Origin of the sequence: Pseudomonas saponiphila (assembly GCF_900105185.1) — a bacterium.
GTDB classification, from domain to species: Bacteria; Pseudomonadota; Gammaproteobacteria; order Pseudomonadales; family Pseudomonadaceae; genus Aquipseudomonas; species Aquipseudomonas saponiphila.
Map to the genome: position 1 here is coordinate 1,942,501 of NZ_FNTJ01000001.1, position 26,229 is coordinate 1,968,729.

Annotated in this window: 19 protein-coding genes, 2 rRNA genes and 1 pseudogene (1 of these 22 only partly in view); 14 read left to right on the plus strand and 8 right to left on the minus strand. The window is 64.1% G+C overall.

The features are described 5' to 3' along the window. The 7 genes from BLV47_RS09250 to qhpG form a co-directional block, all read left to right on the plus strand. Window positions 1-2,246: ribosomal RNA gene (locus tag BLV47_RS09250) — 23S ribosomal RNA — on the plus strand; it begins 646 nt to the left of the window's first position. Between the two features lie 153 nt (window positions 2,247-2,399). Beyond that, window positions 2,400-2,515, plus strand: a 5S ribosomal RNA gene (rrf, locus tag BLV47_RS09255). 314 nt (window positions 2,516-2,829) lie between these two features. Beyond that, window positions 2,830-4,722, plus strand: a complete 1,893-nt coding sequence (mrdA, locus tag BLV47_RS09260) for a penicillin-binding protein 2 (protein WP_092312427.1) — start codon at window positions 2,830-2,832, stop codon at window positions 4,720-4,722. A 372-nt stretch (window positions 4,723-5,094) separates the two neighbouring features. Continuing rightward, window positions 5,095-6,999: a sigma-54-dependent Fis family transcriptional regulator gene (locus BLV47_RS09265; RefSeq protein WP_092312430.1), complete on the plus strand. Its 1,905-nt coding sequence runs from the start codon at window positions 5,095-5,097 to the stop codon at window positions 6,997-6,999. Continuing rightward, entirely contained in the window at window positions 6,999-8,717 is a 1,719-nt protein-coding gene (locus BLV47_RS09270) for an ABC transporter ATP-binding protein (protein WP_092312433.1), read from the plus strand. The genes BLV47_RS09265 and BLV47_RS09270 overlap by 1 nt, the downstream gene beginning before the upstream one ends. Next, entirely contained in the window at window positions 8,707-9,378 is a 672-nt protein-coding gene (gene qhpE / locus BLV47_RS09275) for a subtilisin-like serine protease QhpE (protein WP_092312436.1), read from the plus strand. The genes BLV47_RS09270 and qhpE overlap by 11 nt, the downstream gene beginning before the upstream one ends. Beyond that, window positions 9,375-10,694, plus strand: a complete 1,320-nt coding sequence (gene qhpG, locus BLV47_RS09280; RefSeq protein WP_092312439.1) for a flavin-dependent monooxygenase QhpG — start codon at window positions 9,375-9,377, stop codon at window positions 10,692-10,694. The genes qhpE and qhpG overlap by 4 nt, the downstream gene beginning before the upstream one ends. Before the next feature lie 143 nt (window positions 10,695-10,837). Here the strand turns inward: qhpG and BLV47_RS09285 are convergent, their stop codons facing one another. The 5 genes from BLV47_RS09285 to BLV47_RS09305 all read right to left on the minus strand — a co-directional run bounded on the left by BLV47_RS09285 (window position 10,838) and on the right by BLV47_RS09305 (window position 17,240). Beyond that, entirely contained in the window at window positions 10,838-11,851 is a 1,014-nt protein-coding gene (locus tag BLV47_RS09285; protein ID WP_244168850.1) for an amidohydrolase family protein, read from the minus strand. 170 nt (window positions 11,852-12,021) lie between these two features. After that, window positions 12,022-13,512: an aldehyde dehydrogenase family protein gene (locus BLV47_RS09290; protein ID WP_092312445.1), complete on the minus strand. Its 1,491-nt coding sequence runs from the start codon at window positions 13,510-13,512 to the stop codon at window positions 12,022-12,024. Between the two features lie 200 nt (window positions 13,513-13,712). Next, entirely contained in the window at window positions 13,713-14,291 is a 579-nt protein-coding gene (locus tag BLV47_RS09295) for a DUF4337 domain-containing protein (RefSeq protein ID WP_092312448.1), read from the minus strand. Between the two features lie 528 nt (window positions 14,292-14,819). After that, window positions 14,820-15,485: an HAD family hydrolase gene (locus BLV47_RS09300; RefSeq protein ID WP_092312451.1), complete on the minus strand. Its 666-nt coding sequence runs from the start codon at window positions 15,483-15,485 to the stop codon at window positions 14,820-14,822. Window positions 15,486-15,587: 102 nt separating this feature from the next. After that, on the minus strand, window positions 15,588-17,240 hold the full coding sequence (locus BLV47_RS09305) for a WG repeat-containing protein (protein WP_092312454.1): 1,653 nt from the start codon (window positions 17,238-17,240) through the stop codon (window positions 15,588-15,590). Window positions 17,241-17,653: 413 nt separating this feature from the next. On the opposite strand from BLV47_RS09305, the gene peaA reads away from it, so the two are divergent. The 4 genes from peaA (at window position 17,654) to peaD (ending at window position 22,214) form a co-directional block, all read left to right on the plus strand. Further along, window positions 17,654-19,234, plus strand: a complete 1,581-nt coding sequence (peaA, locus tag BLV47_RS09310) for a quinohemoprotein amine dehydrogenase subunit alpha (RefSeq protein ID WP_092312457.1) — start codon at window positions 17,654-17,656, stop codon at window positions 19,232-19,234. A gap of 79 nt (window positions 19,235-19,313) precedes the next feature. Further along, window positions 19,314-20,747: a quinohemoprotein amine dehydrogenase maturation protein gene (gene peaB, locus BLV47_RS09315; RefSeq protein WP_092312460.1), complete on the plus strand. Its 1,434-nt coding sequence runs from the start codon at window positions 19,314-19,316 to the stop codon at window positions 20,745-20,747. A gap of 1 nt (window position 20,748) precedes the next feature. Then, complete coding sequence (qhpC, locus tag BLV47_RS09320) at window positions 20,749-21,072, plus strand: quinohemoprotein amine dehydrogenase subunit gamma (protein WP_060840310.1); 324 nt, start codon at window positions 20,749-20,751, stop codon at window positions 21,070-21,072. A gap of 23 nt (window positions 21,073-21,095) precedes the next feature. After that, window positions 21,096-22,214 carry a quinohemoprotein amine dehydrogenase subunit beta gene (gene peaD / locus BLV47_RS09325; RefSeq protein WP_092317125.1) on the plus strand — a complete coding sequence of 373 codons (1,119 nt, stop codon included), beginning with the start codon at window positions 21,096-21,098 and terminating at the stop codon, window positions 22,212-22,214. A 108-nt stretch (window positions 22,215-22,322) separates the two neighbouring features. On the opposite strand, the gene BLV47_RS09330 is transcribed toward peaD, so the two are convergent. The 3 genes and pseudogenes from BLV47_RS09330 to BLV47_RS09335 form a co-directional block, all read right to left on the minus strand. Then, entirely contained in the window at window positions 22,323-22,724 is a 402-nt protein-coding gene (locus BLV47_RS09330) for a lysozyme inhibitor LprI family protein (RefSeq protein WP_092312463.1), read from the minus strand. 39 nt (window positions 22,725-22,763) lie between these two features. Next, entirely contained in the window at window positions 22,764-23,213 is a 450-nt protein-coding gene (locus BLV47_RS36495; protein WP_341865637.1) for a GFA family protein, read from the minus strand. A 51-nt stretch (window positions 23,214-23,264) separates the two neighbouring features. Beyond that, window positions 23,265-24,086, minus strand: a pseudogene (locus BLV47_RS09335) (ADP-ribosylglycohydrolase family protein); the annotation flags it as partial. 139 nt (window positions 24,087-24,225) lie between these two features. Between BLV47_RS09335 and BLV47_RS09340 the strand changes: the two are divergent. From BLV47_RS09340 to BLV47_RS09350, 3 genes are all read left to right on the plus strand, one after another. Continuing rightward, window positions 24,226-24,687 carry an SRPBCC family protein gene (locus BLV47_RS09340; RefSeq protein ID WP_092312468.1) on the plus strand — a complete coding sequence of 154 codons (462 nt, stop codon included), beginning with the start codon at window positions 24,226-24,228 and terminating at the stop codon, window positions 24,685-24,687. A 119-nt stretch (window positions 24,688-24,806) separates the two neighbouring features. After that, the gene (locus BLV47_RS09345; RefSeq protein WP_092312471.1) at window positions 24,807-25,613 is read left to right on the plus strand and encodes an aminoglycoside phosphotransferase family protein; all 807 of its coding nucleotides are present in this window, start codon (window positions 24,807-24,809) and stop codon (window positions 25,611-25,613) included. Between the two features lie 272 nt (window positions 25,614-25,885). Next, entirely contained in the window at window positions 25,886-26,203 is a 318-nt protein-coding gene (locus BLV47_RS09350) for a hypothetical protein (RefSeq protein ID WP_092312474.1), read from the plus strand. Window positions 26,204-26,229: the final 26 nt, after the last annotated feature.

Here is a 26,229-nt window from a genome sequence, read left to right on the forward strand (position 1 = left end):
GTCGCTGGGAATAGACCCGAAACCGGGCGATCTATCCATGGGCAGGTTGAAGGTTAGGTAACACTGACTGGAGGACCGAACCGACTACCGTTGAAAAGTTAGCGGATGACCTGTGGATCGGAGTGAAAGGCTAATCAAGCTCGGAGATAGCTGGTTCTCCTCGAAAGCTATTTAGGTAGCGCCTCATGTATCACTGTAGGGGGTAGAGCACTGTTTCGGCTAGGGGGTCATCCCGACTTACCAAACCGATGCAAACTCCGAATACCTACAAGTGCCGAGCATGGGAGACACACGGCGGGTGCTAACGTCCGTCGTGAAAAGGGAAACAACCCAGACCGTCAGCTAAGGTCCCAAAGTTATGGTTAAGTGGGAAACGATGTGGGAAGGCTTAGACAGCTAGGAGGTTGGCTTAGAAGCAGCCACCCTTTAAAGAAAGCGTAATAGCTCACTAGTCGAGTCGGCCTGCGCGGAAGATGTAACGGGGCTCAAACCATACACCGAAGCTACGGGTATCACGTAAGTGATGCGGTAGAGGAGCGTTCTGTAAGCCTGTGAAGGTGAGTTGAGAAGCTTGCTGGAGGTATCAGAAGTGCGAATGCTGACATGAGTAACGACAATGGGTGTGAAAAACACCCACGCCGAAAGACCAAGGTTTCCTGCGCAACGTTAATCGACGCAGGGTTAGTCGGTCCCTAAGGCGAGGCTGAAAAGCGTAGTCGATGGAAAACAGGTTAATATTCCTGTACTTCTAGTTATTGCGATGGAGGGACGGAGAAGGCTAGGCCAGCTTGGCGTTGGTTGTCCAAGTTTAAGGTGGTAGGCTGAAATCTTAGGTAAATCCGGGGTTTCAAGGCCGAGAGCTGATGACGAGTTACCTTTTAGGTGACGAAGTGGTTGATGCCATGCTTCCAAGAAAAGCTTCTAAGCTTCAGATAACTAGGAACCGTACCCCAAACCGACACAGGTGGTTGGGTAGAGAATACCAAGGCGCTTGAGAGAACTCGGGTGAAGGAACTAGGCAAAATGGCACCGTAACTTCGGGAGAAGGTGCGCCGGTGAGGGTGAAGGACTTGCTCCGTAAGCTCATGCCGGTCGAAGATACCAGGCCGCTGCGACTGTTTATTAAAAACACAGCACTCTGCAAACACGAAAGTGGACGTATAGGGTGTGACGCCTGCCCGGTGCCGGAAGGTTAATTGATGGGGTTAGCTAACGCGAAGCTCTTGATCGAAGCCCCGGTAAACGGCGGCCGTAACTATAACGGTCCTAAGGTAGCGAAATTCCTTGTCGGGTAAGTTCCGACCTGCACGAATGGCGTAACGATGGCGGCGCTGTCTCCACCCGAGACTCAGTGAAATTGAAATCGCTGTGAAGATGCAGTGTATCCGCGGCTAGACGGAAAGACCCCGTGAACCTTTACTATAGCTTTGCACTGGACTTTGAATTTGCTTGTGTAGGATAGGTGGGAGGCTTTGAAGCGTGGACGCCAGTCTGCGTGGAGCCATCCTTGAAATACCACCCTGGCAACTTTGAGGTTCTAACTCAGGTCCGTTATCCGGATCGAGGACAGTGTATGGTGGGTAGTTTGACTGGGGCGGTCTCCTCCTAAAGAGTAACGGAGGAGTACGAAGGTGCGCTCAGACCGGTCGGAAATCGGTCGTAGAGTATAAAGGCAAAAGCGCGCTTGACTGCGAGACAGACACGTCGAGCAGGTACGAAAGTAGGTCTTAGTGATCCGGTGGTTCTGTATGGAAGGGCCATCGCTCAACGGATAAAAGGTACTCCGGGGATAACAGGCTGATACCGCCCAAGAGTTCATATCGACGGCGGTGTTTGGCACCTCGATGTCGGCTCATCACATCCTGGGGCTGAAGCCGGTCCCAAGGGTATGGCTGTTCGCCATTTAAAGTGGTACGCGAGCTGGGTTTAGAACGTCGTGAGACAGTTCGGTCCCTATCTGCCGTGGACGTTTGAGATTTGAGAGGGGCTGCTCCTAGTACGAGAGGACCGGAGTGGACGAACCTCTGGTGTTCCGGTTGTCACGCCAGTGGCATTGCCGGGTAGCTATGTTCGGAAAAGATAACCGCTGAAAGCATCTAAGCGGGAAACTTGCCTCAAGATGAGATCTCACTGGGATCTTGAATCCCCTAAAGGGCCGTCGAAGACTACGACGTTGATAGGTTGGGTGTGTAAGCGCTGTGAGGCGTTGAGCTAACCAATACTAATTGCCCGTGAGGCTTGACCATATAACACCCAAGCAATTTGCGAACTCGAAAGAGGCCAGATTGCGGTGTGTGAAGACGAAACAAACCGAAAGTTTGCAGGCTCACAAAACACCAACTCTATTACATACCCATTCGCTGGCACGTTGCACGAGCAACGGACTGGCTACCGAATTTCTTGACGACCATAGAGCGTTGGAACCACCTGATCCCATCCCGAACTCAGAAGTGAAACGATGCATCGCCGATGGTAGTGTGGGGTTTCCCCATGTGAGAGTAGGTCATCGTCAAGATTAAATTCCGAAACCCCAATTGCGAAAGCAGTTGGGGTTTTGTTTTTGTGCTGCAGAAAAGTTGCGCTGCTGGGGCTGGCCACGCTCGTGTGCTTACGGCTGCCAGCGCCACGCGACACTGCCAGGGGGTGGCCCATTCCCGCTTTGGCGGGTCCTGCTTCCACTGACACAGAGGACCGACACCACTGATCAGTGACGATAGAAATCCCCTCAAAATCGATGAGCAGTTTTTGGTATGGTGCAGCTCTTTTTTAGGGACTTGAGTTCATCCGCACGGATCAGCGTCGACCTCTATTCAACGAGAAGCTGTAGCAATGCCCGAAGCGATTCCGATCAAGGACCACGAAAAAGAAAACCGCCTGGTCAACAAGCGCCTGCTGGCCTGTGCTGTGCTGGTGGTGGCCATCACCTGTGCCCTGGTAGGGCGCATGTATTTCCTCCAGGTGGTGGAGTTCGACTATCACGCCACCATCTCGGAAAACAACCGCGTCCACGTGCTGCCGATCACCCCGACCCGAGGACTGATCTATGACCGCAATGGCGTGCTCCTGGCCGACAACCGCCCCAGCTTCAACCTGACCATCACCCGCGAACGCACCACCGACCTCAAGGGCGAGCTGGACACCGTGGTCGACCTGCTGCACCTGCCGCCAGAAGACCGCACCCTGTTCGACAAGGAGATGAAGCAGGCCCGTCACCCCTTCGTACCCGTGACCCTGTTCTACGAACTCACCGAGGAGCAGATCGCCATACTGGCGGTCAACGAATACCGCCTGCCGGGCCTGGATGTCGAAGCCCAGTTCGTTCGCCACTACCCCATGGGCGCGCACTTTGCACACTCCATTGGCTATGTCGGGCGGATCAACGAAAAGGAAGCCAAGACCCTGGATTCGGTGGAGTACCGTGGTACTCAATCCATCGGCAAGACCGGGATCGAGAAGTTCTACGAGTCCGAACTGCACGGCCACGTGGGCTACGAAGAAGTTGAAACCAACGCCCAGGGCCGGGTGATGCGGGTGCTCAAGCACACCGATCCGATCCCCGGCAAGAACATCGTCCTGAGCCTGGACATCAAGCTCCAGGAAGCCGCCGAAGAAGCCCTGGGGGATCGCCGTGGCTCCGTGGTCGCCCTGGACCCGGCCACCGGTGAAGTGCTGGCCATGGTCAGCAAGCCCAGCTTCGACCCCAACCTGTTCGTCACCGGCATCAGCTTCAAGGAATACGCAGCGCTGCACGACTCCATCGACCGCCCATTGTTCAACCGGGTGCTACGCGGCCTCTATGCCCCAGGCTCCACCATCAAGCCGGAAGTGGCGATTGCCGGCCTCGATACCGGCGTAGTCACCGCGTCGACCCGCGTCTTCGACCCGGGCTACTACCAACTGCCGGACTTCGACCACAAATACCGCAACTGGAACCACAGCGGTGATGGCTGGGTGGACATGGACGCCGCGATCATGCGCTCCAACGACACCTACTTCTACGACCTGGCGCACAAGCTCGGCATCGACCGCCTGCACGACTACATGGCGATGTTCGGCCTCGGCGAAAAAGTCTCCCTGGACATGTTCGAAGAATCCCCCGGCCTGATGCCGTCCCAGGCCTGGAAGCGCGCCACTCGCCGCCAGCCCTGGTTCCCGGGGGAAACAGTGATCCTCGGCATCGGTCAGGGCTACATGCAGGTCACCCCGCTGCAACTGGCCCAGGCCACCGCGCTGATTGCCAACAAGGGCGTGTGGAACCGCCCGCACCTAGCCAAGACCATCGACGGCGTGGCCCCGGTGGATGAGCACCCGATGCCCAACATCCTGCTGAAGAATCCCCATGACTGGGATCAGGTCAACCACGGCATGCAAATGGTCATGCACGACCCGCGAGGCATTGCCCGCGCCGCGGCCGCCGGAGCGCAATACCGCATTGCCGGCAAGAGTGGCACCGCCCAGGTGGTGGCGATCAAGCAGGGCGAACGCTACGACCGCCTCAAGACCCGCGAGCGCAACCGCGACAACGCCCTGTTCGTCGGCTTCGCCCCGGCCGAGCACCCGCAGATCGTGATCTCGGTGATGATCGAGAACGGCGAAGCCGGCGGTCGGGTCGCCGGCCCCGTGGTGCGACAGATCATGGATGCCTGGCTACTGGACCAGAACGGCCACCTCAAGCCGCAATACGCCGCTCCGGCCAAGGCCCCCGGCGATCCCCACGTCTGAGTCATTTCACCATCGGGCTGTCGATATCCCGATGCAGGAGCCGGCTTGCCGACGAAGAGCCCCCCAGGTCTTGCACCCACAAAAGGCCCTGTTCGTTGGCAAGCCAGCTTCCCATTGGCGGCGTACCGGCCTCATGTGGCACTTGCCATTTGCTTGACGTAAACGTCAAGATGCCCGAGCGTCAGCGCCGGCTGGCGCAGGTCTTGCTTGATCTTCAAGGAAAGGCAAAGCAATGCAGGGCGACCCACTGATCCGGGTCAGAGCCCTTTACTGCCCCCTGGACCCGGTGTAGACATTGACCACGGCTTGCGTGCCTCGCGCAATCCAAGGGAGTGGAGCGGGTACTGCGGGCGGACCGATTCGGAGCGCTTGATGACTCTTATAAAAACAATAAAGGGTGAGCAGCAACACGAAGCCCGGCTGGCCCGGGAGCGGCTGCACCTGGAAGGCGAGATCCCCGACGGGGTCCTGCGTGCGGAAATCGATGCGTCATGGCGGCGCAGCCTGAGCCATGGCGTGCACTTTGGCAGCCAGCATCAACTGACCCTGGAATCCGGCGCCAGCCTCGACGTGCTGCTGGCCAGCAATCGTCTGTTGCTGGATGCTGCGACCCCGGCCATCGATTACCTGAACCAGCATCAAGGCCAAGACGGCCTGATCATCCTGGCCAATGCCGACGCCACCATCCTGGCCATAGAGGGCCGCGCCGACCGGCTCAAGGATAGCGGCGTGCAGGACATCACCCTCGGCGCCTGCTGGAGCGAAGCCACCCGTGGCACCAACGCCCTGGGTACGGCCCTGGTGGAAGCCCGGCCAACCCTGATCGATTGCGGCGAGCATTACCTGGACCGCCTCAGCCATTTCTCCTGCACCTCGGTGCCGATCCAGTGCCCCCAGGGCGAAATGATCGGGGTGCTCGACCTGACCCGCGAAGGCCCCCTCGGCCGGGCCCAGGACAGCACCGCGCTGTTGTCCATGGCGGTCAGCCAGATCGAGGCACGGGTGTTCCACGCCTCCTACCCGGAGCAGATCGTCCTGGCCTTCCACAGCCGCCGGCAGTACCTCGAATCGCCGTGGCAGGGGCTGCTGGCCCTGAGCCTGGGCGGGCAGATCCTCGCGGTCAGCGGCCAGGCCTGCCAGTTGCTCAGCACCCCGCGCGCGGCCCTGGTGGGGCGGCGTTGCGAAGAGTTCCTCGGACTCGATGGCTTGCAGTTGCTGGCGCGCATGCAACAAGGGGCGGTGGGTAGCTTGCAGACCGCCAAGGGCGAGCTGTTCTACAAGGCCCTGCGGGCGCCGCAGCCGTCGCTGAACCTGCACCGCGCGCCACGCAGCGCCGCCAAGGCCGCGCCGCTGCCCCAGGACCTGGAGGCCCTGGCCGGCGGCAACAGCCGCTACGCCCGCACCTTGCGCATGGCCCGCCAGGGCCTGGCCAATGGCTTGCCGGTGTTGCTGCTGGGCGAGACTGGCACCGGCAAGGAAGTCCTGGCCCGGGCCCTGCACCGCGCCGGCAGCCGTGCCGAGAAACCCTTTGTCGCAGTCAACTGCGCGGCCATTCCCGAAGGCCTGATCGAGTCGGAACTGTTCGGCTACCGCGAGGGCGCCTTCACCGGCTCACGTCGCGGCGGCATGATCGGGCGCCTGCAACAGGCCCATGGCGGCACCCTGTTCCTCGATGAGATCGGCGACATGCCCCTGGCCCTGCAAGCCCGGTTGCTACGGGTCTTGCAAGACCGCAAGGTGGCGCCTCTGGGGGCCGGCGAAGAACAGGACATAGACATCGCGCTGATCTGCGCCACCCACCGCGACCTCAAGCAGCAAGTGCAGGACAAGGCCTTTCGCGAAGACCTGTTCTACCGGGTCAACGGCATCAGCGTACGGCTGCCGGCGCTGCGCGAACGTGAAGACCTGCAATCCCTGGTGGACAGCCTGCTGGCCAGGCTCGGCGGCGCCGACGTGAGCCTTAGCGGCGAGCTGCGCCGGTTGCTGGCGGACTACCACTGGCCGGGCAATATCCGCCAGCTGGAGATGGTCCTGCGCACCGCCCTGGCCCTGCGCGAAGAGGGCGAACAGCAGGTCGGCCTGGAACACCTGCCCGACAGCATGCTCGACGACCTCAACGCCCATGCCCGGCCGTCGACCGGGAGCATCCGCGAGAACGAACTGGAGTTGATCCGCAGCGCCCTGGACAACCACCGGGGCAATGTCTCGGCGGCGGCGGAGGCCCTGGGCATCAGCCGCGCGACCCTGTACCGCAAGCTCAAGCAGTTGCGCGCCTGATGCGGCGCCTGATCACCCGGCTGGTGGACAGCCGCGATCCCCAGGCGCTGAGCGCGGCCCTGGGCTGGCTCTACGGTTTCGTCCGGCCGCAGCGGCTGGCCATCGGCGGGCTGCTGGGGCTGTCGGTGTGCGCATCCTTGCTGGTGCTGGTGCAACCCTGGCTGACCAAACTGCTGATCGACGACGGCCTGCTGGCCCGCGACTTTCCCCGGCTGGTGCTGATCGCCGGCCTGATGATCGGCGCCGGGCTGCTGGGCACCGTGCTCTCCGGGGTCAACCGTTACCTGCACACGCGCTTGTCCGGGCGCATTCTGTTCGCCCTGCGCGACGACCTCTACCGGCACTTGCAGCGCCTGTCGCCGGGCTTCTACGGGCAGCGGCGGATCGGCGACCTGATGTCGCGCCTGGACGGCGATGTCGCGGAGATCCAGCGCTTTGCCGTCGACTCGTTGTTCTCCGCGGTGTCCAGCGTAATTGGCCTGGTGGTGGCCCTGGCCATGCTGCTGACCCTGTCCTGGCAACTCTCGCTTTTGGCCCTGCTGCTGATTCCCCTGGACGTGCTCTGGCTGCGCTGGATGCGGCGCAAGGTCGAGCGCGATGTGCGCCAGTTGCGCGAGCGTTCGGCGGACATGTCCGCGTTCCTGGTGGAAACCCTGCCGGTGATGAAATTCATCCAGAGCGCCGGCCAGCAGCAACGCGAAGCGCAGCGCCTGAACGGCCTCGGCCAGGGCTACATGAACCAGCTGCTCAAGCTGCAAGTCACCGAGTTCTTCACCCAGGCGGTGCCCGGCACCCTGACCTCATTGTCCCGGGCCTGCGCCTTCTTGATCGGCGGTTATTGGGTGGTGCAGGGCACCTGGCAACTGGGGGCGCTGATCGCCTTTTCCACTTACCTGGGCATGGCGGTGGGCCCGGTGCAGAGCCTGCTCGGGCTGTACGTGGCGATCCAGCGCATGACCGTGAGCCTGGGCCGGGTCATGGAGTTGCGCGGCGAGGAGCCGGCGATCACCCACCCCGAGGCACCGCTGCCGGTGCCGGAGCAGGGCGAGCTGCATTTCCATGCCGTGCACTTTTGCCACCCGGGGCGCGGGATGACCTTGCAGGGCGTCGAAGCGCGGATTCCCTACGGCCGCAAAGTGGCGCTCAGCGGCAGTTCGGGGGCGGGCAAGAGCACCCTGATCGACCTGTTGCAGCGCCACCACGACCCGCAATCCGGGCAGGTGCTGCTGGGTGGCGTCGACCTGCGCCAGCTGGACCTGATGCAACTGCGGCGGCGGGTGGCGGTGGTCAGCCAGGACATCGTGCTGTTTCGCGGCAGCCTGGCGGACAACCTGGCCTACAGCGTGCCCGACGCCAGCCGCGAGGCGGTGGCCGAAGTGGCGCGGCTGGCGCAATTGCAGAGCCTGATCGAGTCCCTGCCCGAAGGCCTGGACAGCCCCCTGGGCGAGCGCGGCCAGCAATTGTCCGGCGGGCAGAAACAACGCATCGCCATCGCCCGGGCCCTGCTTCAGGACCCGATGATCCTGGTGCTGGACGAAGCCACCTCGGCGGTGGACGAAGCCACCGAGCGCGAGGTGATCGAGGCCATCGACCGGCTGTTCGCCGGGCGCACGCGCATCCTCATCAGCCACCGGCCTTCGACCCTGGCCAATGCCGAGTTGCGTTTCGAATTGCGCGAGGGCGTGCTGCACGTGCTGGAGGCAACCCATGAAGCCTGAACTGCGCATTGGCGTGATCGACAGCGGCCATGCCGCCCATCAGCGGATCGCCGGCGGGCGACGATTCTTCCTGCACCCCGAAGGCATCGGCGAAGGTCCGTTGCAGGAGGATGCGCTCGGCCATGGCAGCGCGATCATCGAGGCCATCGGCCAGCGCACGCCGAGCGCCCGGCTTTACCTGGCCCAGGTGTTCGACCAGCGCGGGGTCACCAGCGCCGCGCAAGTCAGTGCGGCCCTGTACTGGTTGCTGGAGCAGAAGGTGCGGCTGATCAACCTCAGCCTCGGCCTGCGTCAGGACCGGCCCGCCCTGCGCGCCGCCTGCGCCGAAGCCGTGGCGGCCGGGGTCATGCTCTGCGCGTCCAGCCCGGCCCAGGGCGAGCCGGTGTTTCCCGCCAGCTACCCCGGTGTGCTGCGGGTGACCGGCGATGCGCGTTGCAGCGCTGAACACTGGTCCTGGTTGAACACCGCCCAAGCGGACTTCGGCGCCTGCGTGCGTGACGGCCCTTCGGGGCCATCCGGGGCCAGCCTGGGGTGCGCGGCCTTGAGCGGGCACATCGGCGCTTACCTGCGTGTCCAGCCCCAGGCCAGCGATCTGCAGGTACGCCAGTGGCTGCAAGCGCACGCCGCTTACCATGGCCCCGAACGGCGACACAAAGCATGAAGCCCATCGTCATTCTGGGAGCCGGCCCGGCCGGCGCGGCCGTGGCCCTGGGGCTACGACGCCTCGGCTACCCGGTGACCCTGGTCAGCGACTGGCGGCGCTTTGCGGCCCTGGAAGGTGTCTCGCAGCGGGTGCTGGAGGCCTTGCGCGGCGCCGGCCTGGAGTCGGCACTGGCGCAGGCACTGCACCCCTCGCAGCGGCAAGTGGCGTGGAACGGCGAGGAGCATGCGCAGAACGTCGAGTATCTGCTGGACCGCCCGGCGTTCGACCGTGGCCTGCGCGATGCCTTGCACGAGGCGGGGGTAACGCTGATCGAGGGGCGGGTCCGGGCTGTGCAGTCCACGGTGCTCGGGCACCGGGTTCAAGTCGAGGGCGCCGAGGCGTTGGCCGCCTCATTTCTGGTCGAGGCCCGTGGGCGTCAGGCGCCGGCGCTGGACAAGGCGTTGCGCCGGGGGCTGGCTGCAGGCCTGCGCGGTCCGGAAACCGTCAGCCTGCTCAACCGCTGGCAGGGCCCCGGCGGCACAGCCGCCAGCGCGGTGTACAGCCTGGAGGACGGCTGGGCCTGGATGGCCCGGCGTGCCGACGGCCAGTGCTACTGGCAACTGACCCTGGATGTGGCCAGCGCCCGTCTACCGGACAAGTCGCGGTTGCTGGCCTACTGTCGCCAGCGTCGCCAGGCGTCGGCCCTGGCCCGGGAGTTCTTTGCCGGTGGCGAGGAACAGCAACTGCAGCTGCATGCCCGCAGCAGCACGGCGATTCTCAGCCCCCAGGTGTGTGGCGCCAACTGGCTGCGGGTCGGCGATGCGGCGATGGCGGTGGACCCCTTGTCCGGCAACGGCATTTTCCAGTCCCTGTCCTCGGCCCTGCAGGCCCCGGCGGTGATCAACACGCTGTTGCAGCGGCCCCAGCGTGCAGCGCTGGCGCAGCGCTTCCATGGGCAGCGGGTGGAGCAGCTGTTCCTGCGTTTTGCGCGCATTGGCCGGGACTTCTACGCCGCTGAGCAGCGCTGGCCCGAGCAGGCGTTCTGGCAGGCTCGTCGAGGCTGGCCGGACCCGCAGCCAGCCCACGCGGCTGCGGACTTTGCCGCCTTGCGCATCGAGCGCGCCCCGGTGTTGCGCGATGGCCTGGTGGATGAAGCCGACGTCGTGATCACCCCGGACCAGCCCCTGGGCATCTGGCATGTGCAGGGCGTGGAACTGGCGCCGCTGCTGCGGCGTTTGCGCAGCCAGGGCGCGGCCCAGGCGCTGGCTGTGCTCGGCCCGGAGCAGGATCGGCAGATCCGCAGCTGGTTGCTGACCCAGGGATACCGACCCTAACTGCCCCCACGGGAACAGTAGGAGCGAGCTTGCTCGCGAACCGCGCAGCGGCCATCCACGACATCCGGCCCTTTTCGCCGGCAAGCCGGCTCCTACAACGTGCACCGGGGGCTCGAACAACCCCCGGCTTGCATTGGCCGCAGTCAGTCTCCCGCGTTGAGGTACACCCGTTGGCCGCCTTTCCAGGTTTCGCGGATCTTGATGTCGCGAATCTGGGTGGCCGGGACCTTCTCGTCCAACGGGTTCTGATCGAGGATCACCAAGTCGGCGAAATTCCCGTCCTGCAGCGACCCGGTCCAAGCCTCGGCGTGACACTGCCAGGCGGCGTCGTAGGTGATGGCTTTCAGCGCCTCTTGGCGGGTCAGGCATTGGCCAGCGTTGAGCACCGGGTAGTCATCAGGGTTCTGCAGGACCGGATATGGTGCTTGTGTGCTGCGGATGCCCTCCATCTTGCGGGTCACCGCCTGCTCCATGGAGCGCAGCGGGCCCAGCGGTGTGACCGTGCAGTCGCTGTGCAGGGAAATGCGCAGGTTGTGCTTGAGGGCCGATTTGTACAGGTCGAGCATGGTCTCGGCCCGCTGCTCGAAAATCGCCTGTTGGAAGGAGTAGCCCCAGTAACCGACATGTCCGATCAGGAAGCTCGGTGACAGGCCCAGGTGGCTCATGCGCTTGATACTGTCCTCGTCCAGCAGCGAGCAGTGTTCGATGCGATGGCGCTTTTCCAGGCCGTTGCCGCCCTTGAAGGTCCCCGCGCAGGCTTGCAGGGTGAAGTCGATGGCTCGGTCGCCGTTGGCATGAATCATCAAGGGCCAGCCGGTTTCGACGGCGCTGCTGACCAGGGTCTGGTAGGCCACGGGGAGGGTTTTCGGCTCCGGCTGCTGGTCGTCGCAGACATTGAAATTGCCCCGGCGGGGGGTGGTTTCACAGCAGTAGTCCACGCTCTGGTAGCCGGTCAGGCCCTGGTTGGAGCCATCCGATACCAGCTTTACCGAGCCCTGGTAGATGCGCTTGGCTTCATCGCGAGTGGCGGGTCGATAGGGTGGCAGGCTTTGCAGACTTTTGGCGGAACCGTCGCAGGCGGCGGCGTAACCGATCCGCAGGTTCCTCGGGTGGCTCAGGAAGTAGGCGTCCAGCACCAGTCTCGAGATGGGGTCCATCATCGCGTCATACAGTAGGGTAATTCCGCGTTGCGTGGCGGTGTTGAAATCGAGCAGGCCCGCGCTGAGCGTAGCAGCACTTCAAGCAGAGGCCGGGGGGCGCCGAAAAAACCTGGCGCCCCTGGCGAGGACGGCGATCGTCCGGAGGGAAGAGGCTGTTCTGGCGCGTTTCAGAGCTTGATCAGCACCGATTTCAGCTCGGTGTAGTGCTCGATGGCGGCATGGCCCATCTCCCGGCCGACCCCGGACATCTTGTAGCCGCCAAACGGCAGCGCCGGGTCCAGGGCGCTGTGGCAGTTGACCCACACCGAGCCGGACTTGATGCGCGGAATCATTCGGTGCACCGCCGCCAGGTCGTTGGACCAGATGCTCGCGCCAAGGCCGTAGGGGCTGTCGTTGGCCAGGCGCAGGGCGTCGGCTTCATCGTCGAAGGGAATCGCCACCAGCACCGGGCCGAAGATCTCTTCCTGAACCAGGGCATGCCGCTGGTCGACATCGGCGATCACCGTCGGCTGGACGAAATACCCAGGGCCGAACTGTTCGCCGCCACAGGCGATGGTGGCGCCGCTGTCGCGGCCCATCTCGATGTAGCGATAGACCCGCTCCTGCTGGCGCGCGGAAATCAGCGGGCCCATGTCGACGCTGCTGTCCAGGCCGTTGCCCAGCTTCATGGCGTTGGCGATGCCGGCAATGTCGGCCACCACATTGTCAAAATGCTTGCGCTGCACATACAGCCGCGAGCCGGCGCAGCACACCTGGCCCTGGTTGAAGAAGATCGCGCTGGCGGCCCCGGCAGCGGCGCTGGCCAGGTCAGCGTCGGCCATGACGATGGTCGGCGACTTGCCCCCCAGTTCCAGGGTCACCCGGGTCATGGAGTCCATGGCGATCTTGCCGATTTCCTTGCCCACGGCGGTGGAGCCGGTGAAGGTCAGCTTGTCCACCAGGGGGTTGCGGGTCAGGGCGCTGCCTGCGGTGATGCCGGTGCCGGTGACCACGTTGAACACACCGTCGGGGTAGCCGGCTTCCTGCACCAGCTCCGCGAGCTTCAGGGCGCTGAGCGGGGTTTCGTCGGCCGGCTTGAGCACCAGGGTGCAGCCGCTGGCCAGGGCCGGGCCGAGCTTCCAGCAGGCCAGCAGCAGGGGGAAGTTCCAGGCGACGATGGCGCCGACCACACCCACCGCCTCGCGGCGGATGAAACTGTGGAACTGATCGTTGGGCATCAGCGGCAGCGACACCTCGACGCTGGCGCCTTCGATCTTGGTCGCCCAGCCGGCCATGTAGCGCAGGTAGTCGATGGACAACTGCACGTCCATGGCCTGGGCCACAGCGGCGCTCTTGCCGTTGTTCAGGCATTCCAGCTGGGCCAGCAGCGCGGCGTCGCGCTGCATCAGGTCGGCGAGCTTCCACAGCAGGTTCTGCCGCTCCCGGGGGCGGGTGCGGGTCCAGGGTGAGTCATCGAACGCCTGGCGCGCCGCCAGCACCGCGCGGTCGACGTCATCCACCGTGGCCCGGGGCACCAGGCACAGCGGTTCGCCGGTGGCGGGGTTGTGCAGGGGCATGGTCTGGCCGTCGGCGGCCTCGACCCAGTGGGCGCCGATCAGCATGCGCGGGGCGCGCTGGATAAACGCCGTGGTAGCGGCGAGCAGGGGGGCAATAGCCATGGCGAAGCCTCTTGTTGTCGATGAGGCAGGGGCTTTCGCAATGGCTGTGCCAGATCTGCAGAAGTCGCGCAGCCCCGGGAACCGGGGCTCTGGGCGCTGCTTGCGGCATCAACCGGGCCGCGCAGTTTCGCAAACTGCGACAGCCGGTGAGAATCCGCGGACGCTGCGACGCACGGCGCTGCGGGTGGCTGCGCAGGGGGCTAGATATGCAGCCAGGCCAGGGTGCCCAGCAGCACGCTGCCGCCGGCAGCGCCGTAGGCGAGTTTCTTCAGCCATTCCTTGCGGGTCAGCAGGGTGATGGCGGCCATCGAGATGGCAATCTGGATCGCCATCATCGCCTGGGCCCAGCGATGGTGCTGGTGCAGCTCGACTTCGGACTGTTCGTCCCAGTCCCGGGCCTCGGCCTCCAGGGCTTCGGCTTTCAGGCGCACGGCTTCCTTCTCTTTCTGGTAGCGCTGGGCTTCGATGCTGTAGTGCCCGGCATCGACCCCGGGAATATGGGTCGCCAGCTCCGCCAGGTTCTGTCGGCTGGACTTGGCCTGGTAGTAGCTCCACTGGTTGGCGGCTTCGGTCTTCTTCATCGCCGCGTTGTTCTTGTCCATCGCCGCCTGGCTCTCGGTGGAGCCGGCCTGATAGCTCAGGAGCGCCCCCAGGGTGGCCATGATCGCGGTCATCACCGCGATCTTGCTGGCGAAGTTGTCATTGCGGCTGTGGGCGTGTTCGGTCACGTGTTCCAGGTGCTTTTCGTGGGGGCTGGGCACTTCGAAGTCTTCAGTCATGGTGTCGATCTGGAGAAGGGGTAAAGGTTTCAAATTGTATCTGTGGCCATGGGCGGCGCCAGGGCTGGCGCGACTTCGTTCAGCTGGCCGACAGCCTGGGGCTCGTGCCCCTGCGAGGGGCTTGCTCTGGCAAAAAAAAGCCCGCAACAAGGCGGGCCAAATGGGATTCGTTCAGGAGTGACTCTCAATCTAAGGGGCGCGAGGTGAAAGACCTGTGAAAAAAAGGTGTTCCTGAGGAAAAAGCGCAAAGGTATTTGTCCTAATCGCACTGGCTTTTAGGATCTGTCCGATAGGACCGCCCTCGGCAGCCACGTATATTTCCTCCTGCTCGCCCAGCCAAAGGGGGTACTTCGGCTTAGGTGCCACTGCCGAAGTGATGGGCGAGCACTTTTTCCCTTCTGCTGTTTTCTCCCGGTGAGGTTCCCACCCACCGTCCCGCTGCAATCGCCAGCGACATTCCTTTCAACTCAGGCTGCATCGATGCTCAGTGCTCAGTGCACCGGCGGATTCGCGGCCGTCTACCAGTCTTCAGGCTCGTCCGAGCCGGCGCTGGATCTCGGCCCACAGTTGCGGGTCGTCGAAGTCGCGGATCACCCGATGGGCGCCGGCATCGAGCAGGGTTTGCGGTGGCTGGCTGGTGGCCAGGCCGAAGGTACTGATACCGGCCTTGACCGCGGCGGTCAGCCCGGGCACTGAATCCTCGAAGGCCAGGGCCTGTTCGGGCGTGGCTTGCAGGCATTCCAGGCCACTGAGGTAGGGCAGGGGATCGGGCTTGGCCCGGGGCAACTCCTCGGCCACCAACACCGCCTGGAAGCGCTCCTGCAAGCCCAGCACCTTGAGCATGTGCTCGGCGTTGGCCCGTGGCGCGTTGGTCACCACGCACACGCCGATGCCGTGCTCGGCGGCAAAGTCCAGCAGGCGCGGCAGGCCGGGCAGGGGCTTGAGTTGCGGGGAGAGTTGGCGAAAACGCTGTTCCTTGCGTTCGGCAAAGGCGACATGTTCGGCCACGCTGCGTTCCGGAAACAGGTAGCGGCACATGTTGGCGTTGGCCTGGCCACTGACGTGAGCGGCGAACTCTGCCTCGGTGAAGGTTCGGCGGTCTTCTTCCCACAACAGTTGTTGCAGGGCCAAAAGGTGCAGGGCATCGGTGTCGGTCAGGGTGCCGTCAAGGTCGAAAAGCAGAGCGTTGAGCATGGGACAGTTCCTGTCGGGCCCCATCCGGGCCGGTTGGCTGAATCGATCAAGCCCGCATCCTAGCAGGCTTGATCCCAACCGTGAGCGGTTCGCCCCAGGGCCTTAGCCCTGTGCGTTGTCGCCTTCGCCCTGGTCTTCTTCGTCCGGTTGCGGGCAGTGGTCCTGCGGGTTGGCCGGCCACAGCACCTTGTCCTGGCCGTCACGCACCTGCTCGGCGCCACATTCCACCTGGCTGACCTGGAAGCTCGGGGTGCCGTCCAGGCGGTACACCGCCTTGAGGCTGCGGGACTGATCGTCGCCGACGCCTTCCACGGCGTAGCCGAAGATCGCGCCACGGGTTGGGTCCACCACCAGTTCCTGCCACTTGCTGGCAATCAGGCGCTTGCCCTTGAGGTCATACAGCGCCGAAGTGGCCAGGGGCGAAGTGTCGTCAGTGGCCAGCAGGTAGTGGCCGCTGGCATCCAGGCGAATGTCGACGTACTGGCCCGGCTCCAGCAGCACCTTGCCGCTGGCGTCCATCAGGCCCACGGTGTGCATCTGCGTGGCCTGGCCGAACAGGGTGGCCTGCTTGGTCGGGCTGTTGGCGGTGCTGAACACGAACAGGTCGGCGTTGAGCGCGCCGATCTGGGTGTAGGTCGGCTTGAACAGTTCCACGCCCTTGTCCACATCGAAGATGCCGAAGGTGGCGCTGAACACGTTCTGCAGCACCGCGACCTGGTTCAGCCCCGATACCTGCTTGAACATCCCCAGGGGGCTGAAGCCTGCCGGGTCCGCCGAGTCATAGGTCGGTTGCACCTTCCATTGGCCCTGGCGGTCAATGAACCCGGCCTTGCCGGAGCTGCCGTCGGCATTCTTGGCGGTAACCAGCGCGCCCTGCTTGCCGAACACCTGGCAGGCGCTGAACTGGGCCTGGATCACCGTCTTGCCCTGGAAGTCCATGTAGCCGCAGGGGCTGTCATATTTTTCGCGGAAGGCCACCAGGCCGTCTCCCGGCTCGCCCATCCAGTTGTAGGTGGCGGCGCTGATCAACTGCGCATTGGCATCGGCCAGGGCCTTGCCCTGTTCGGTGTTGACCACCAGATGCTGGTTGGCGAAGTAATCGATGCTGTCGAACTCGACCTTCTTCTGTTCGCCGGTCTTGAGGTTGAGCGCCCACTTCTGATCGCCGCGCTCGGCGCCCATCCAGCCGCCGCGCTTGGCGAAGTCGTCGCGCACCACGCTGCTGTCATACACCGCTTCGGTGATCACTTCGCCCTTGGCGCTGAGAATGCCGCGCTTGCCGCCGATCTCGTAGACGATGAAGTCATCATTGCCGCCGACATACAGGTCGTCGAAGCGCGGGGGCTGAATCTGCTTGCCGCTCTGGTCGATGATGCCCAGCTTGCCGTCCTGGCCGAAGCCGAAATAGCCCGGGGTCAAGAGGCGCAGGTCGTCGGTGAAGGCGGCCTTGAGGATCTGCTTGCCGTCGGCGCTGGCGAGGTTCCAGGTGCCGTCCTTGGCGAACAGGAAGGTCTTGTCCAGGGGCAGCGCGACCACGGCGTCGTAATCGTTGTCGGCGCTGACCAGCACCTTGCCGTCCTGGTCCAGCACGGCGCATTCGCCGTTGGCGCAGATCGGCATGATCATGGCCGCAGGCGCCGGGGCCGGTGCAATGGCGGCCGTCTTGGGGCTGGTTTCTTCCTTGCAACCGACCAGGGTCAGGGCAGACAACGAGAGGATCAGCGAGCCGAGACGGGCACAGGCGCTTCTATCCATGAACTTCAGGTTCCTTGTAAAGAGGGGGGAGTGCAGAGCGCCCCGCACAGCGGGGCGGGCAAAGCGCGGGTGATTTTGCGGCGGCGCCGGATAAATGCAAGGTCCAATTGCAAAGAAAACCACCAGTACAGGTGGTTCGGGCGCCAGTGCGGCGATCTGCGCCCCGCGCCGGGATGTCTCAGACTGAGACGCCTGTCGCGAAATTGAACGTCGGGTAACACCCTGGCGCCGGCCAATGCCCGAGGTTTTCACCTAAGCCGTTGATTCGGCGTCTTTTAACAAGCTGGCACGCTCCGTGTATTGCTTACCCTCAGACGTTTCTACTGCCTCCATGCCCGGGATCGCCGGGCATGGCAGAAACCATAAAAACGACTCGCTAACAATAAGAAAGCACCGAGGGAGGTTCGACCCTGATGAAGAGAAAACTCCGCCTGAGGCTCAGCGCCAGCCTGCTGGCCATCGCCACCTGTACCGCCTTGCACGCGCCATCGAGTTTCGCCGCACGGGATGCCCAGAGCATCCTCAAGGAAACCTGCCAGGGCTGCCACACCCCCGAAGCCGGGGACGCCCTGAGCCGCATCAGCCACCAGCGCAAGACCCCGGAAGGCTGGCTGATGAGCATTGCCCGCATGCAGACCATGCACGGCTTGAAGATCAGCGATGAGGACCGCCGCACCCTGGTCAAGTACCTGGCCGATACCCAGGGCCTGGCCCCCAGCGAGACTGACGGCGTGCGCTATGCCCTGGAGCGGCGCTTGAACACCGTCGAGCACTTCGATGAGCAGACCACCCAGATGTGCGCCCGTTGCCACTCCGGCGCGCGGATCGCCCTGCAGCGCCGCCCGGCCCAGGAGTGGCAGCGGCTGGTGAATTTCCACCTCGGGCAATGGCCGTCCCTGGAGTACCAGGCGCTGTCCCGGGACCGGGAATGGCTGCCCACCGCACTCAAGGACATGGTGCCGCTGCTGGCCCAGCGCTACCCCCTGGACAACCCGGCCTGGAAAGCCTGGCAGCAGTCCCGTCCGCAAGCGGAGGCACTGGCCGGCAACTGGAGCTTCAGCGGCCACCTGCCGGGCAAGGGCGAACTGGCCGGGGTGATGAGCGTCAGCGCCGGCGAGGGCGATCAGTTCAAGGTCAGCGTCAAGGGCCAGTACGCCGATGGCAGCCCGTTCAATGGCCAGGGCAGCGCAATTCTCTACAACGGCTATGAATGGCGCGGCAATGTCACGGTCGACGGCGTGGTCATGCGTCAGGTGCTGGCGGCCCAGGGCAATGCGCTGCAAGGGCGGATGTTCGAGGCCGAGCACGATGAGCGCGGCCTGGATTTCATCGCCGCCAAACAAGGCAGCCAGCGCCTGCTGGCGGTACAGCCGGGTTACCTGAAGGCCGGCGCAGAGGCCGAAGTGACCCTGGTGGGCGCCGGTCTTGCAGGCACCCCGAGTTTCGGCCCGGGCGTCGAAGTGGTGCAGGTGCTGGAGCGGACGCCGGAGCGCATCCGGCTCAAGCTCAAGGCGGCGGCCAGCGCCCAGCCGGGGCTGCGCGAAGTCAGTGTCGGCAGCCTCAAGGGCGCGTCGCTGGCGGTGTACCAGCGCATCGCTGAGGTCAAGGTGGTGCCGGCGTTCTCGGTGGCGCGCATCGGCGACGGCGGCGGTTCGACGCCCAAGGTCCAGGGCCGCTTCGATGCCGAAGCCTGGGGCCAGGGCGCCGACGGCAAGGCCTATCGCATCGGCGTGATGCCGGCGCAATGGAAGGTCGAGGCCTTCGACGAGCAGGCGGCCAAGGATGAAGACGTCAAGTACGCCGGCAGCATGCAGGCCGACAGCGGCGTATTCACCCCGGGCGACGCCGGGCCCAACCCGCAGCGCAAGATGTCCACCAACAACGCCGGCAACCTCAAGGTGATCGCCGCCGTGGATGACGCGGGCAAGGCCCTGACCGGCGAAGGCCAGCTGATCGTTACCGTGCAACGCTGGAACAATCCACCCATTCCCTGAGGGCCGTCGAGCAACCGCGACAGACACTTTCAGGCAATGACCGCAGGCCCCGACAGCGGGGTGTGCACAGGAGGTTGTAATGGGCGCAATTCTCAATCTGGTGGAGCGCAACCTGCATGAAGTGCAGGTCGACGCCGACCGCATGCTGTTCCATATCCCCAGCAGTTCGCTGTTCGCCAGCGATGCCTTGACCGGCAGCATCATCGATGCCCTGCGCGGCCCGGGCCGTACCCCGGAAGATTTGATCCAACAATTGGCCGGCGCCTATGACAGCGCCGAAGTCAGCGACACCCTGCGCGAGCTGATCGCCCTTGAGCTGGTCAGCGACGGCTCGCCCCTGACCCTGGAAATCGGCGTCAAGCGCGTCGAGCGCACGGCGATCAATACCGTGGTGCTCAACGTCAATACCGGCTGCAACCTGAGCTGCACCTACTGCTACAAGGAAGACCTGGACAAGCCCTCGGCGGGCAAGAAGATGGGCCTGGACACGGCCATCGCCTCGGTGGAGATGCTGCTCCAGGAATCCCCCGACGAAGAGCGCTACACCGTGGTGTTCTTCGGCGGCGAGCCGCTGAGCAACCGGCCGCTGATCGAAGCCATGGTGGACTACTGCGAACAGCGCTTTGCCGCTGCCGGCAAGTTCGTCGAGTTCGTCATGACCACCAACGCCACCTTGCTCACCGAAGAAATAGTCGACTACCTCAATGCCCACCGATTCGGGCTGTCGGTGAGTATCGACGGGCCCAAGACCGTGCACGACCGCAACCGCATCACCGTGGGCGGGCAGGGCACCTATGACGTGGTGCGGCGCAAGGCGCAGATGCTCCTGGAACGCTACGACAGCCGGCCGGTGGGCGCGCGAGTGACCCTGACCACCGGGGTCACCGACCTTGAAACCATCTGGGATCATCTGTTCAACGAGCTGGGGTTTGCCGAGGTCGGGTTCGCCCCGGTGACCTCCGGGGACATCAGCAGCTTCAACCTCAGCGGCGAGGAGTTGATCGAAGTCTTCGCCAGCATGAAGCGCCTGGGACGGCGTTACCTGGAAGCTGCCCTGGAGCACCGCAACATCGGCTTCTCCAACCTGCACCAGCTGATCACCGACATCCACGAAGGCCACAAGAAAGCGCTGCCCTGCGGCGCCGGGCTGAAGATGCTGGCGGTGGACCACAAGGGCGAGCTGAACCTGTGCCACCGCTTTACCGGCTCAAGCTTGCCGACCTTCGGCAACGTGCATGACGGCGGGGTCAAGCAGGTGCAGCTCAACGACTTCCTGTCCCAGCGCCTGGATCGCACCGACACCGGCTGTGACAGCTGCCGCATCCGCAACCTGTGTTCCGGAGGCTGCTACCACGAGAGCTACGCCCGCTACGGCGACCCGGCGCACCCGACCTATCACTATTGCGAACTGATGCGTGACTGGGTGGATTTCGGCATCGAAGTCTACAGCCGGATCATGGCCCGCAACCCTGCGTTCATCAGCAGTTACATCACTCCGCGCAAGGCTCACTGACATGAAACATCTCAAGCCAATCAACAACAAAGCTCAGAAACTGACCGCGGCGGCCGCCGAGGACCGGATCGAAGAAGTGCTGGCGATGAACTCCGTGGCCGGCTGCGCCTCGACCACCGACCCGGGCTGGGAAATCGACGCCTTTGGCGGAGTCTCGTCGCTGTGCCAGCCGATGGAGGCCGACCTCTACGGCTGCTCCGACCCGTGCTGGTGGCCGGCCCAGGTGCCCGACATGATGAGCACCTACCCCGACTGGAACAAGGACGCCCAGGCCTCCAACGACAACTGGCGCAACCTCGGCACTGTCTTCCCCAAAGACAAGTGATGAACAACAAGAAGGATTCCAGCATGCACAGCATCAAAGCCTGCGGCCTGGTCGCACTCGCGGTTCTCGGCGCCTGCTCGTTCAGCGTTCTGGCCGATGAGGGCCGGGCCCTCAACAGTGGCCACGAGTACCTGGTGACCACCAACTACCCGAACAACCTGCACGTCATCGATCTGGCCAGCGACAGCCTGTACAAGACCTGCAAGATGCCCGACGCCTTCGGCCCCGGCACCGTGCAACTGTCGCCGGACCGCAAGGTCGCCTATGTGCTCAACAACCACTACGCGGATGTCTACGGCGTCGAGCTCGACAGCTGCAAACAGGTGTTCCACGCCAGCATCACCCAGCACCCGGGGGAGAAGGCGCGCTCGATGTTCGCCTTCACCGTCAGCCACGACGGCAAGGAGCTGTACACCGTGGCCAACCCGACCCTGCTGCTCAATGATCGCTACGAGGTCAAGGAGCCGCGGCTGGATGTCTACGCCACCGATGCCGGGCTCGACGCCAAGCCGCTGCGCAGCTTCCCCGCGCCGCGCCAGCTGACCATCATGCAGAGCGGCGACGACGGCACCTTGTACGTGGCCGGGCCGGACCTCTACAAGGTCAACGTGCAGACCGGCAAGTTCGACGTGCTGATCCCCAGCCGGCACTGGAAACGCCCCAACTACAGCGCCCCGGATGTGCTCTACATCTGGAACCAGCAGACCTACCGCCACGACTTCTCGCTGCTCTACACCGCGGCGAAATTCAAGGACAAGCAGCAGGACCCGGCCACCGCCGAGCCGCTGTACGGGCTGTTCAGCATTGACTTGAAGACCGGCAAGACGGAAACCACCGACTTCGGCCCCCTGACCGAGATCTACTTCAGCGGCATGCGCTCGCCCAAGGATCCGAACCTGATGTTCGGCGTGCTCAACCGCCTGGCCAAGTACGACATCAAGCAGAAGAAACTGCTCCAGGCCGCGACCTTGGACCATTCCTACTACTGCCTGTCGTTCAACCAGGCCGGGAGCAAGATCTACCTGACCGGGACCTTCAACGACGTGGCGATCTTCGACGCCGACAGCCTCAAGCAGGTGGGCAAGATCACCTTGCCCGGTGGCGACATGGCGGCGACCACCACGCAGATCTTCATCCGCTGACCAGCCTCCATCGGCCCGCCCGGCTCCTCATGTAGGAGCCGGCTTGCCGGCGAACAGGCCGGCAAGCCGTGCAACGCCCCACCGACGCCTTCGCGGGCAAGCCCGTTCCTACAGGCCCGGTACTGGGCAGCTCAGGTCGCCTTCCTGACACTTGAGGTAGGTCTTGAAATTTTCTACCCGGGCCTTGGTCAAGGCCGTGGTGCAGTTGCTGTAGACCAGTGGATAAACGCTGCCACCTTCGACCCCCGAGGACGAGAATTCGCACTCGGCATCGCGGAACGCCACCCAGGCCCGTTGTGCACTGACCAGCAGCTTTTTGGCCTGTGGCTGGTCTTTCAGGCGCAGGTTGATCTGCTGGTAGAGGTTGTTCAGTTGCTTGTCAGCCGCCTGGAATTGCCGGCCGGCACACTGATTCATGTCGCTCTGGGTGGTGGCACTGTCGCACTCGTCAGCCTGGGCCAAGGGGGCGAGCAGCAGCGGCACAAGGGCCAGGATCAGGATCGGACGCATGGAACATCTCGCTATCGGGTCAAGAGTTGGAAAGACCGCCTAACTGCGGCTGGGTTGCCATTGCGGCCAGCGCTCCAGCGCCTCGTGGGCCAGCCAGGGCACATCGTGGGCGGTCCAGATATGCACCTGCGGGGTCTGCCCCGGATCATCGTCCAGGGTCGCCACCCGCAGGATCACGTGGGGCTGGCACGGTCGCTCGGCCAGCAGATGAGAACCGCACACCGAGCAGAAGTGCCGCAGCTTGCCCGGCGACGATTCGAACGCACGCAGCAGCTCCTGGCCCCGGGTCCAGCGAAAATGTTCGCGCATGACCCCGGCGGTAGAGGCGAAGGCCGCGGCATGGGCCTTGCGGCAGGTCTGGCAGTGACAGTGGCCGATGGGCATGTCCAGGCGTTCGACCTGGTATTGCACGCCCCGGCACAGGCAACTGCCGTTGAGGGGCCGGGCCGGTTGTTGGCGCTGGGCGGCCTGCAGCAATTGATCGGCCATGGTCCGGATCTCCTCGGCCATGTGCAGGCAGGCCAGCCAGTGCGGCGGTATGCTCTGGACCCCGTAGAAGGCCCCGGCCAACTGGCCGACGATGGCCGCGGTGGTGTCGGCGTCGTCCCCCAGGTTGGCGGCGGCGAGCACGGCGGCGGCGAAGCTGTCGCTGTGCTGGAAGCACCACAGCGCCGCTTCCAGGGAGTCGACGCAATAACCGTTGCCACGGATCTGCTCACGGGTCTTGTGCAGATAACCGCCCTGGGCCAGGGCCACGACCTTGCTCTGGCTCAACCCCGTGGTATCGAGCCGTTGCAGTTCCAGCTTGCTGGCCCCGCCCAGGGCCTTGGCGATCAACCCGGCCAGCACCTGGCAGCATTCGACGGCTTCGGCGGCGCCGTGAGTGGTGCGCGAACTGGCGCCGGCGAACTCGCGGACCCTGGCCAGATCCGGGTAGTAAAACAGCACCACCGGCGCCAGGCGCATCAACGAACCATTGCCTGCGGTCTGCGGGTCGGTGGAACCGGCGAAGGGTCGGCCGTGCTCCTGAAAGTCTGTCAGGGCCTGACGCACGGTCATGCCGATGTCGAAGCACTCGCCGGTGGCGCTCAGGTAGCCCCATTGCCACCAGTTGAGGTAGCGGCCCATCTGGTCGGCCGGGTCGAAGCCGTTCTTGTGCAGCAGGCTCTCACCCAGGCACAAGGCCATGGAGGTGTCGTCGGTCCACTGCCCGGGCTTGAGGTTGAACGGCCCGCCACCCAGCAGGTCGGTGAGCGGCGCGAAGCTGCCACGGGGCTTGAATTCGACGCTGGTGCCGACGGCGTCACCACAGGCCAGGCCCAGCAGGCTGCCGCGGTAGCGGTCGATAAGAGAGAGGGGCATGGCAGATCCTTTGCGAAGAGAGGTGCAGTTGCGCCGGCGACAGTAGCATTTTTCATGGCGTGCGATCAGTCGTGCCTTCGGCCGGGTAAAGGTTGCGCTCCAAGTACAGCGGTCTAGTGTTCATCACTGGAGGTGACCTATGAACGCTTCAGATCGCATTGAACGCAAGATCCTGCTGCAGGCCCGTCCGGCGCAAGTGTGGGCGGCGCTGAGCGAGGCCGAGCAATTTGGCCGCTGGTTCGGCGTGGCCCTGCAGGGCCAGCATTTCATCCCCGGCCAGCGTGTCCGCGGTGCCGTCACTTACCCAGGCTATGAACACCTGACCTGGGATGTGCAGGTCGAACAGATGCTGCCCGAGGAGTTGTTCTCCTTCCGCTGGCACCCTTACGCCATCGACCCGACCCATGATTACTCGGCCGAACCCACCACCCTGGTGCGGTTCGACCTGCAAGAGCACGCCGGCGGCACCTTGCTGCGGGTCACCGAAACGGGCTTCGACGGCATCCCCGCCGAGCGCCGGCTCAAGGCCTTTCGCATGAACAGCCGGGGCTGGGATGAACAGATGAGCAACATCGAGAACTACTTGCAGCAGGAGTGGTGAGGGGCAGCGATAAGCCGCGAGCCGCGAGCCGCGAGCCGCGAGCTGCAAGCTGCAAGCGGCGGGTTGCGGAGCAGTTTATGCAGATTGAAACTTGTCGCTCATTGGCTGGAGCTGCTTCCTTGTTTGAAACCTATGTAGACCGTTGGCGCCTGACGGCGGATGGCGATCCTATCGTCACCCCGGGCAGCCGGCTGTTGCCGGTGCGTCTGCAAGACGGTACGCCGGCCATGTTGAAGATTGCCCTGGACGAAGATGAGCAGGCCGGCAACCGGTTGATGGCCTGGTGGGCCGGTGAGGGCGCGGCGTGGGTCCATGCCCAGGAGGACCATGCGCTGTTGATGGAGCGCGCCATGGGCACGAAGTCATTGATGGGCATGGCCCTGGCCGGCCAGCACGATGAGGTCAGCCAGATCGTCTGCGCCACCTTGCACAAGCTGCACCGGCCACGGGCGCAGCCCCAGCCGTCGCTGGTGTCGCTGGATCGCTGGTTTGCCGACCTGCGCAAGGCGGCGCAGCAGGGTGGGATGTTTCTGCGCTGCCTGGCGCAAGCCGAACAACTGCTGGCCACGCCCCGGGAGCCGGTGGTGCTGCACGGAGATGTGCACCACGACAATGTGCTGGATTTCGCCGAAGGTGGCTGGCGGGTGATCGACCCCAAGCGGGTGTACGGCGAACGCACGTTCGATTTTGCCAACCTGATCTGCAACCCGGACTTGCCCAGCGCCACCGACCCCGGGCGCTTTACCCGCCAGGTGCAGGTCATTGCCCGGGCGGCGCAACTGGAGCCGCGGCGACTGGTGCAATGGGTGCTGGCCTTCAGTGGTTTGTCCGCCGCCTGGTTTCTCCAGGACGATCATCAGCCCGGGGCGCAGCACCAGCTCACGCTCGCGGCGTTGGCCGCCCAGGCCCAGGAAGGGGGGAGCTAGGGGTTTGCGTAGGTACGCTATAGCGAATTTCCTACACGCGCTGTAATTCAATGCGCCTTCTGCGCACCCGGCTTTGTGTTTAATCTTCTTTCCCACAACTGCAGCGCAGGAAGCGCTCAGGATCAAGGAAGGTCGACCATTAGCACGGATGCTGCAGACAGGAAGTCATAATGGTCTTGGAAAAAACCCGCTTCGGCGGGTTTTTTTTCGTCCGGCCATTTGTGCCTGCTGCCGGGGGGCGATGGCCGCTTTGATACTTCACGCAGTGGAACATGAACGTGACCGTTTTTTTTCAGCCCGACGCTAAGCGCGGGCTTCTGTGCAAATGGCCGTGGTTGCGGCAGGTCGTTGTACTGGGGGCGGCGCTGCTGCCCACCTTGAGCTGGGGGGGAATGTCGTGCCAAGGGCCGGATTGCCCCGGCATCCTGACGATGCTGGCATTTTTCCTGGGGGCTTTTGTCCTGGCCAATATCCTTGGCGCGCTGTGGATGATCGGCCGGAAGATCAAGTCGGTCTGGCGGCGCTGGCGTGATCCGAAGGGCGGTGAGGCTGGCGAACGGCCCGTCCCGGATGATGCCTGCGGTCATTGACGCCGGTGAGCGTGCGCTCTTCGCCG

Bases quoted from the DNA above. Each gene is read 5' to 3' on its own strand.
- mrdA (WP_092312427.1), top strand. From the start codon at position 2,830: ATGCCCGAAGCGATTCCGATCAAGGACCACGAAAAAGAAAACCGCCTG.
- BLV47_RS09265 (WP_092312430.1), top strand. From the start codon at position 5,095: ATGACTCTTATAAAAACAATAAAGGGTGAGCAGCAACACGAAGCCCGG.
- BLV47_RS09270 (WP_092312433.1), top strand. From the start codon at position 6,999: ATGCGGCGCCTGATCACCCGGCTGGTGGACAGCCGCGATCCCCAGGCG.
- qhpE (WP_092312436.1), top strand. From the start codon at position 8,707: ATGAAGCCTGAACTGCGCATTGGCGTGATCGACAGCGGCCATGCCGCC.
- qhpG (WP_092312439.1), top strand. From the start codon at position 9,375: ATGAAGCCCATCGTCATTCTGGGAGCCGGCCCGGCCGGCGCGGCCGTG.
- BLV47_RS09285 (WP_244168850.1), bottom strand. From the start codon at position 11,851: ATGGACCCCATCTCGAGACTGGTGCTGGACGCCTACTTCCTGAGCCAC.
- BLV47_RS09290 (WP_092312445.1), bottom strand. From the start codon at position 13,512: ATGGCTATTGCCCCCCTGCTCGCCGCTACCACGGCGTTTATCCAGCGC.
- BLV47_RS09295 (WP_092312448.1), bottom strand. From the start codon at position 14,291: ATGACTGAAGACTTCGAAGTGCCCAGCCCCCACGAAAAGCACCTGGAA.
- BLV47_RS09300 (WP_092312451.1), bottom strand. From the start codon at position 15,485: ATGCTCAACGCTCTGCTTTTCGACCTTGACGGCACCCTGACCGACACC.
- BLV47_RS09305 (WP_092312454.1), bottom strand. From the start codon at position 17,240: ATGGATAGAAGCGCCTGTGCCCGTCTCGGCTCGCTGATCCTCTCGTTG.
- peaA (WP_092312457.1), top strand. From the start codon at position 17,654: ATGAAGAGAAAACTCCGCCTGAGGCTCAGCGCCAGCCTGCTGGCCATC.
- peaB (WP_092312460.1), top strand. From the start codon at position 19,314: ATGGGCGCAATTCTCAATCTGGTGGAGCGCAACCTGCATGAAGTGCAG.
- qhpC (WP_060840310.1), top strand. From the start codon at position 20,749: ATGAAACATCTCAAGCCAATCAACAACAAAGCTCAGAAACTGACCGCG.
- peaD (WP_092317125.1), top strand. From the start codon at position 21,096: ATGCACAGCATCAAAGCCTGCGGCCTGGTCGCACTCGCGGTTCTCGGC.
- BLV47_RS09330 (WP_092312463.1), bottom strand. From the start codon at position 22,724: ATGCGTCCGATCCTGATCCTGGCCCTTGTGCCGCTGCTGCTCGCCCCC.
- BLV47_RS36495 (WP_341865637.1), bottom strand. From the start codon at position 23,213: ATGGCCGATCAATTGCTGCAGGCCGCCCAGCGCCAACAACCGGCCCGG.
- BLV47_RS09340 (WP_092312468.1), top strand. From the start codon at position 24,226: ATGAACGCTTCAGATCGCATTGAACGCAAGATCCTGCTGCAGGCCCGT.
- BLV47_RS09350 (WP_092312474.1), top strand. From the start codon at position 25,886: ATGAACGTGACCGTTTTTTTTCAGCCCGACGCTAAGCGCGGGCTTCTG.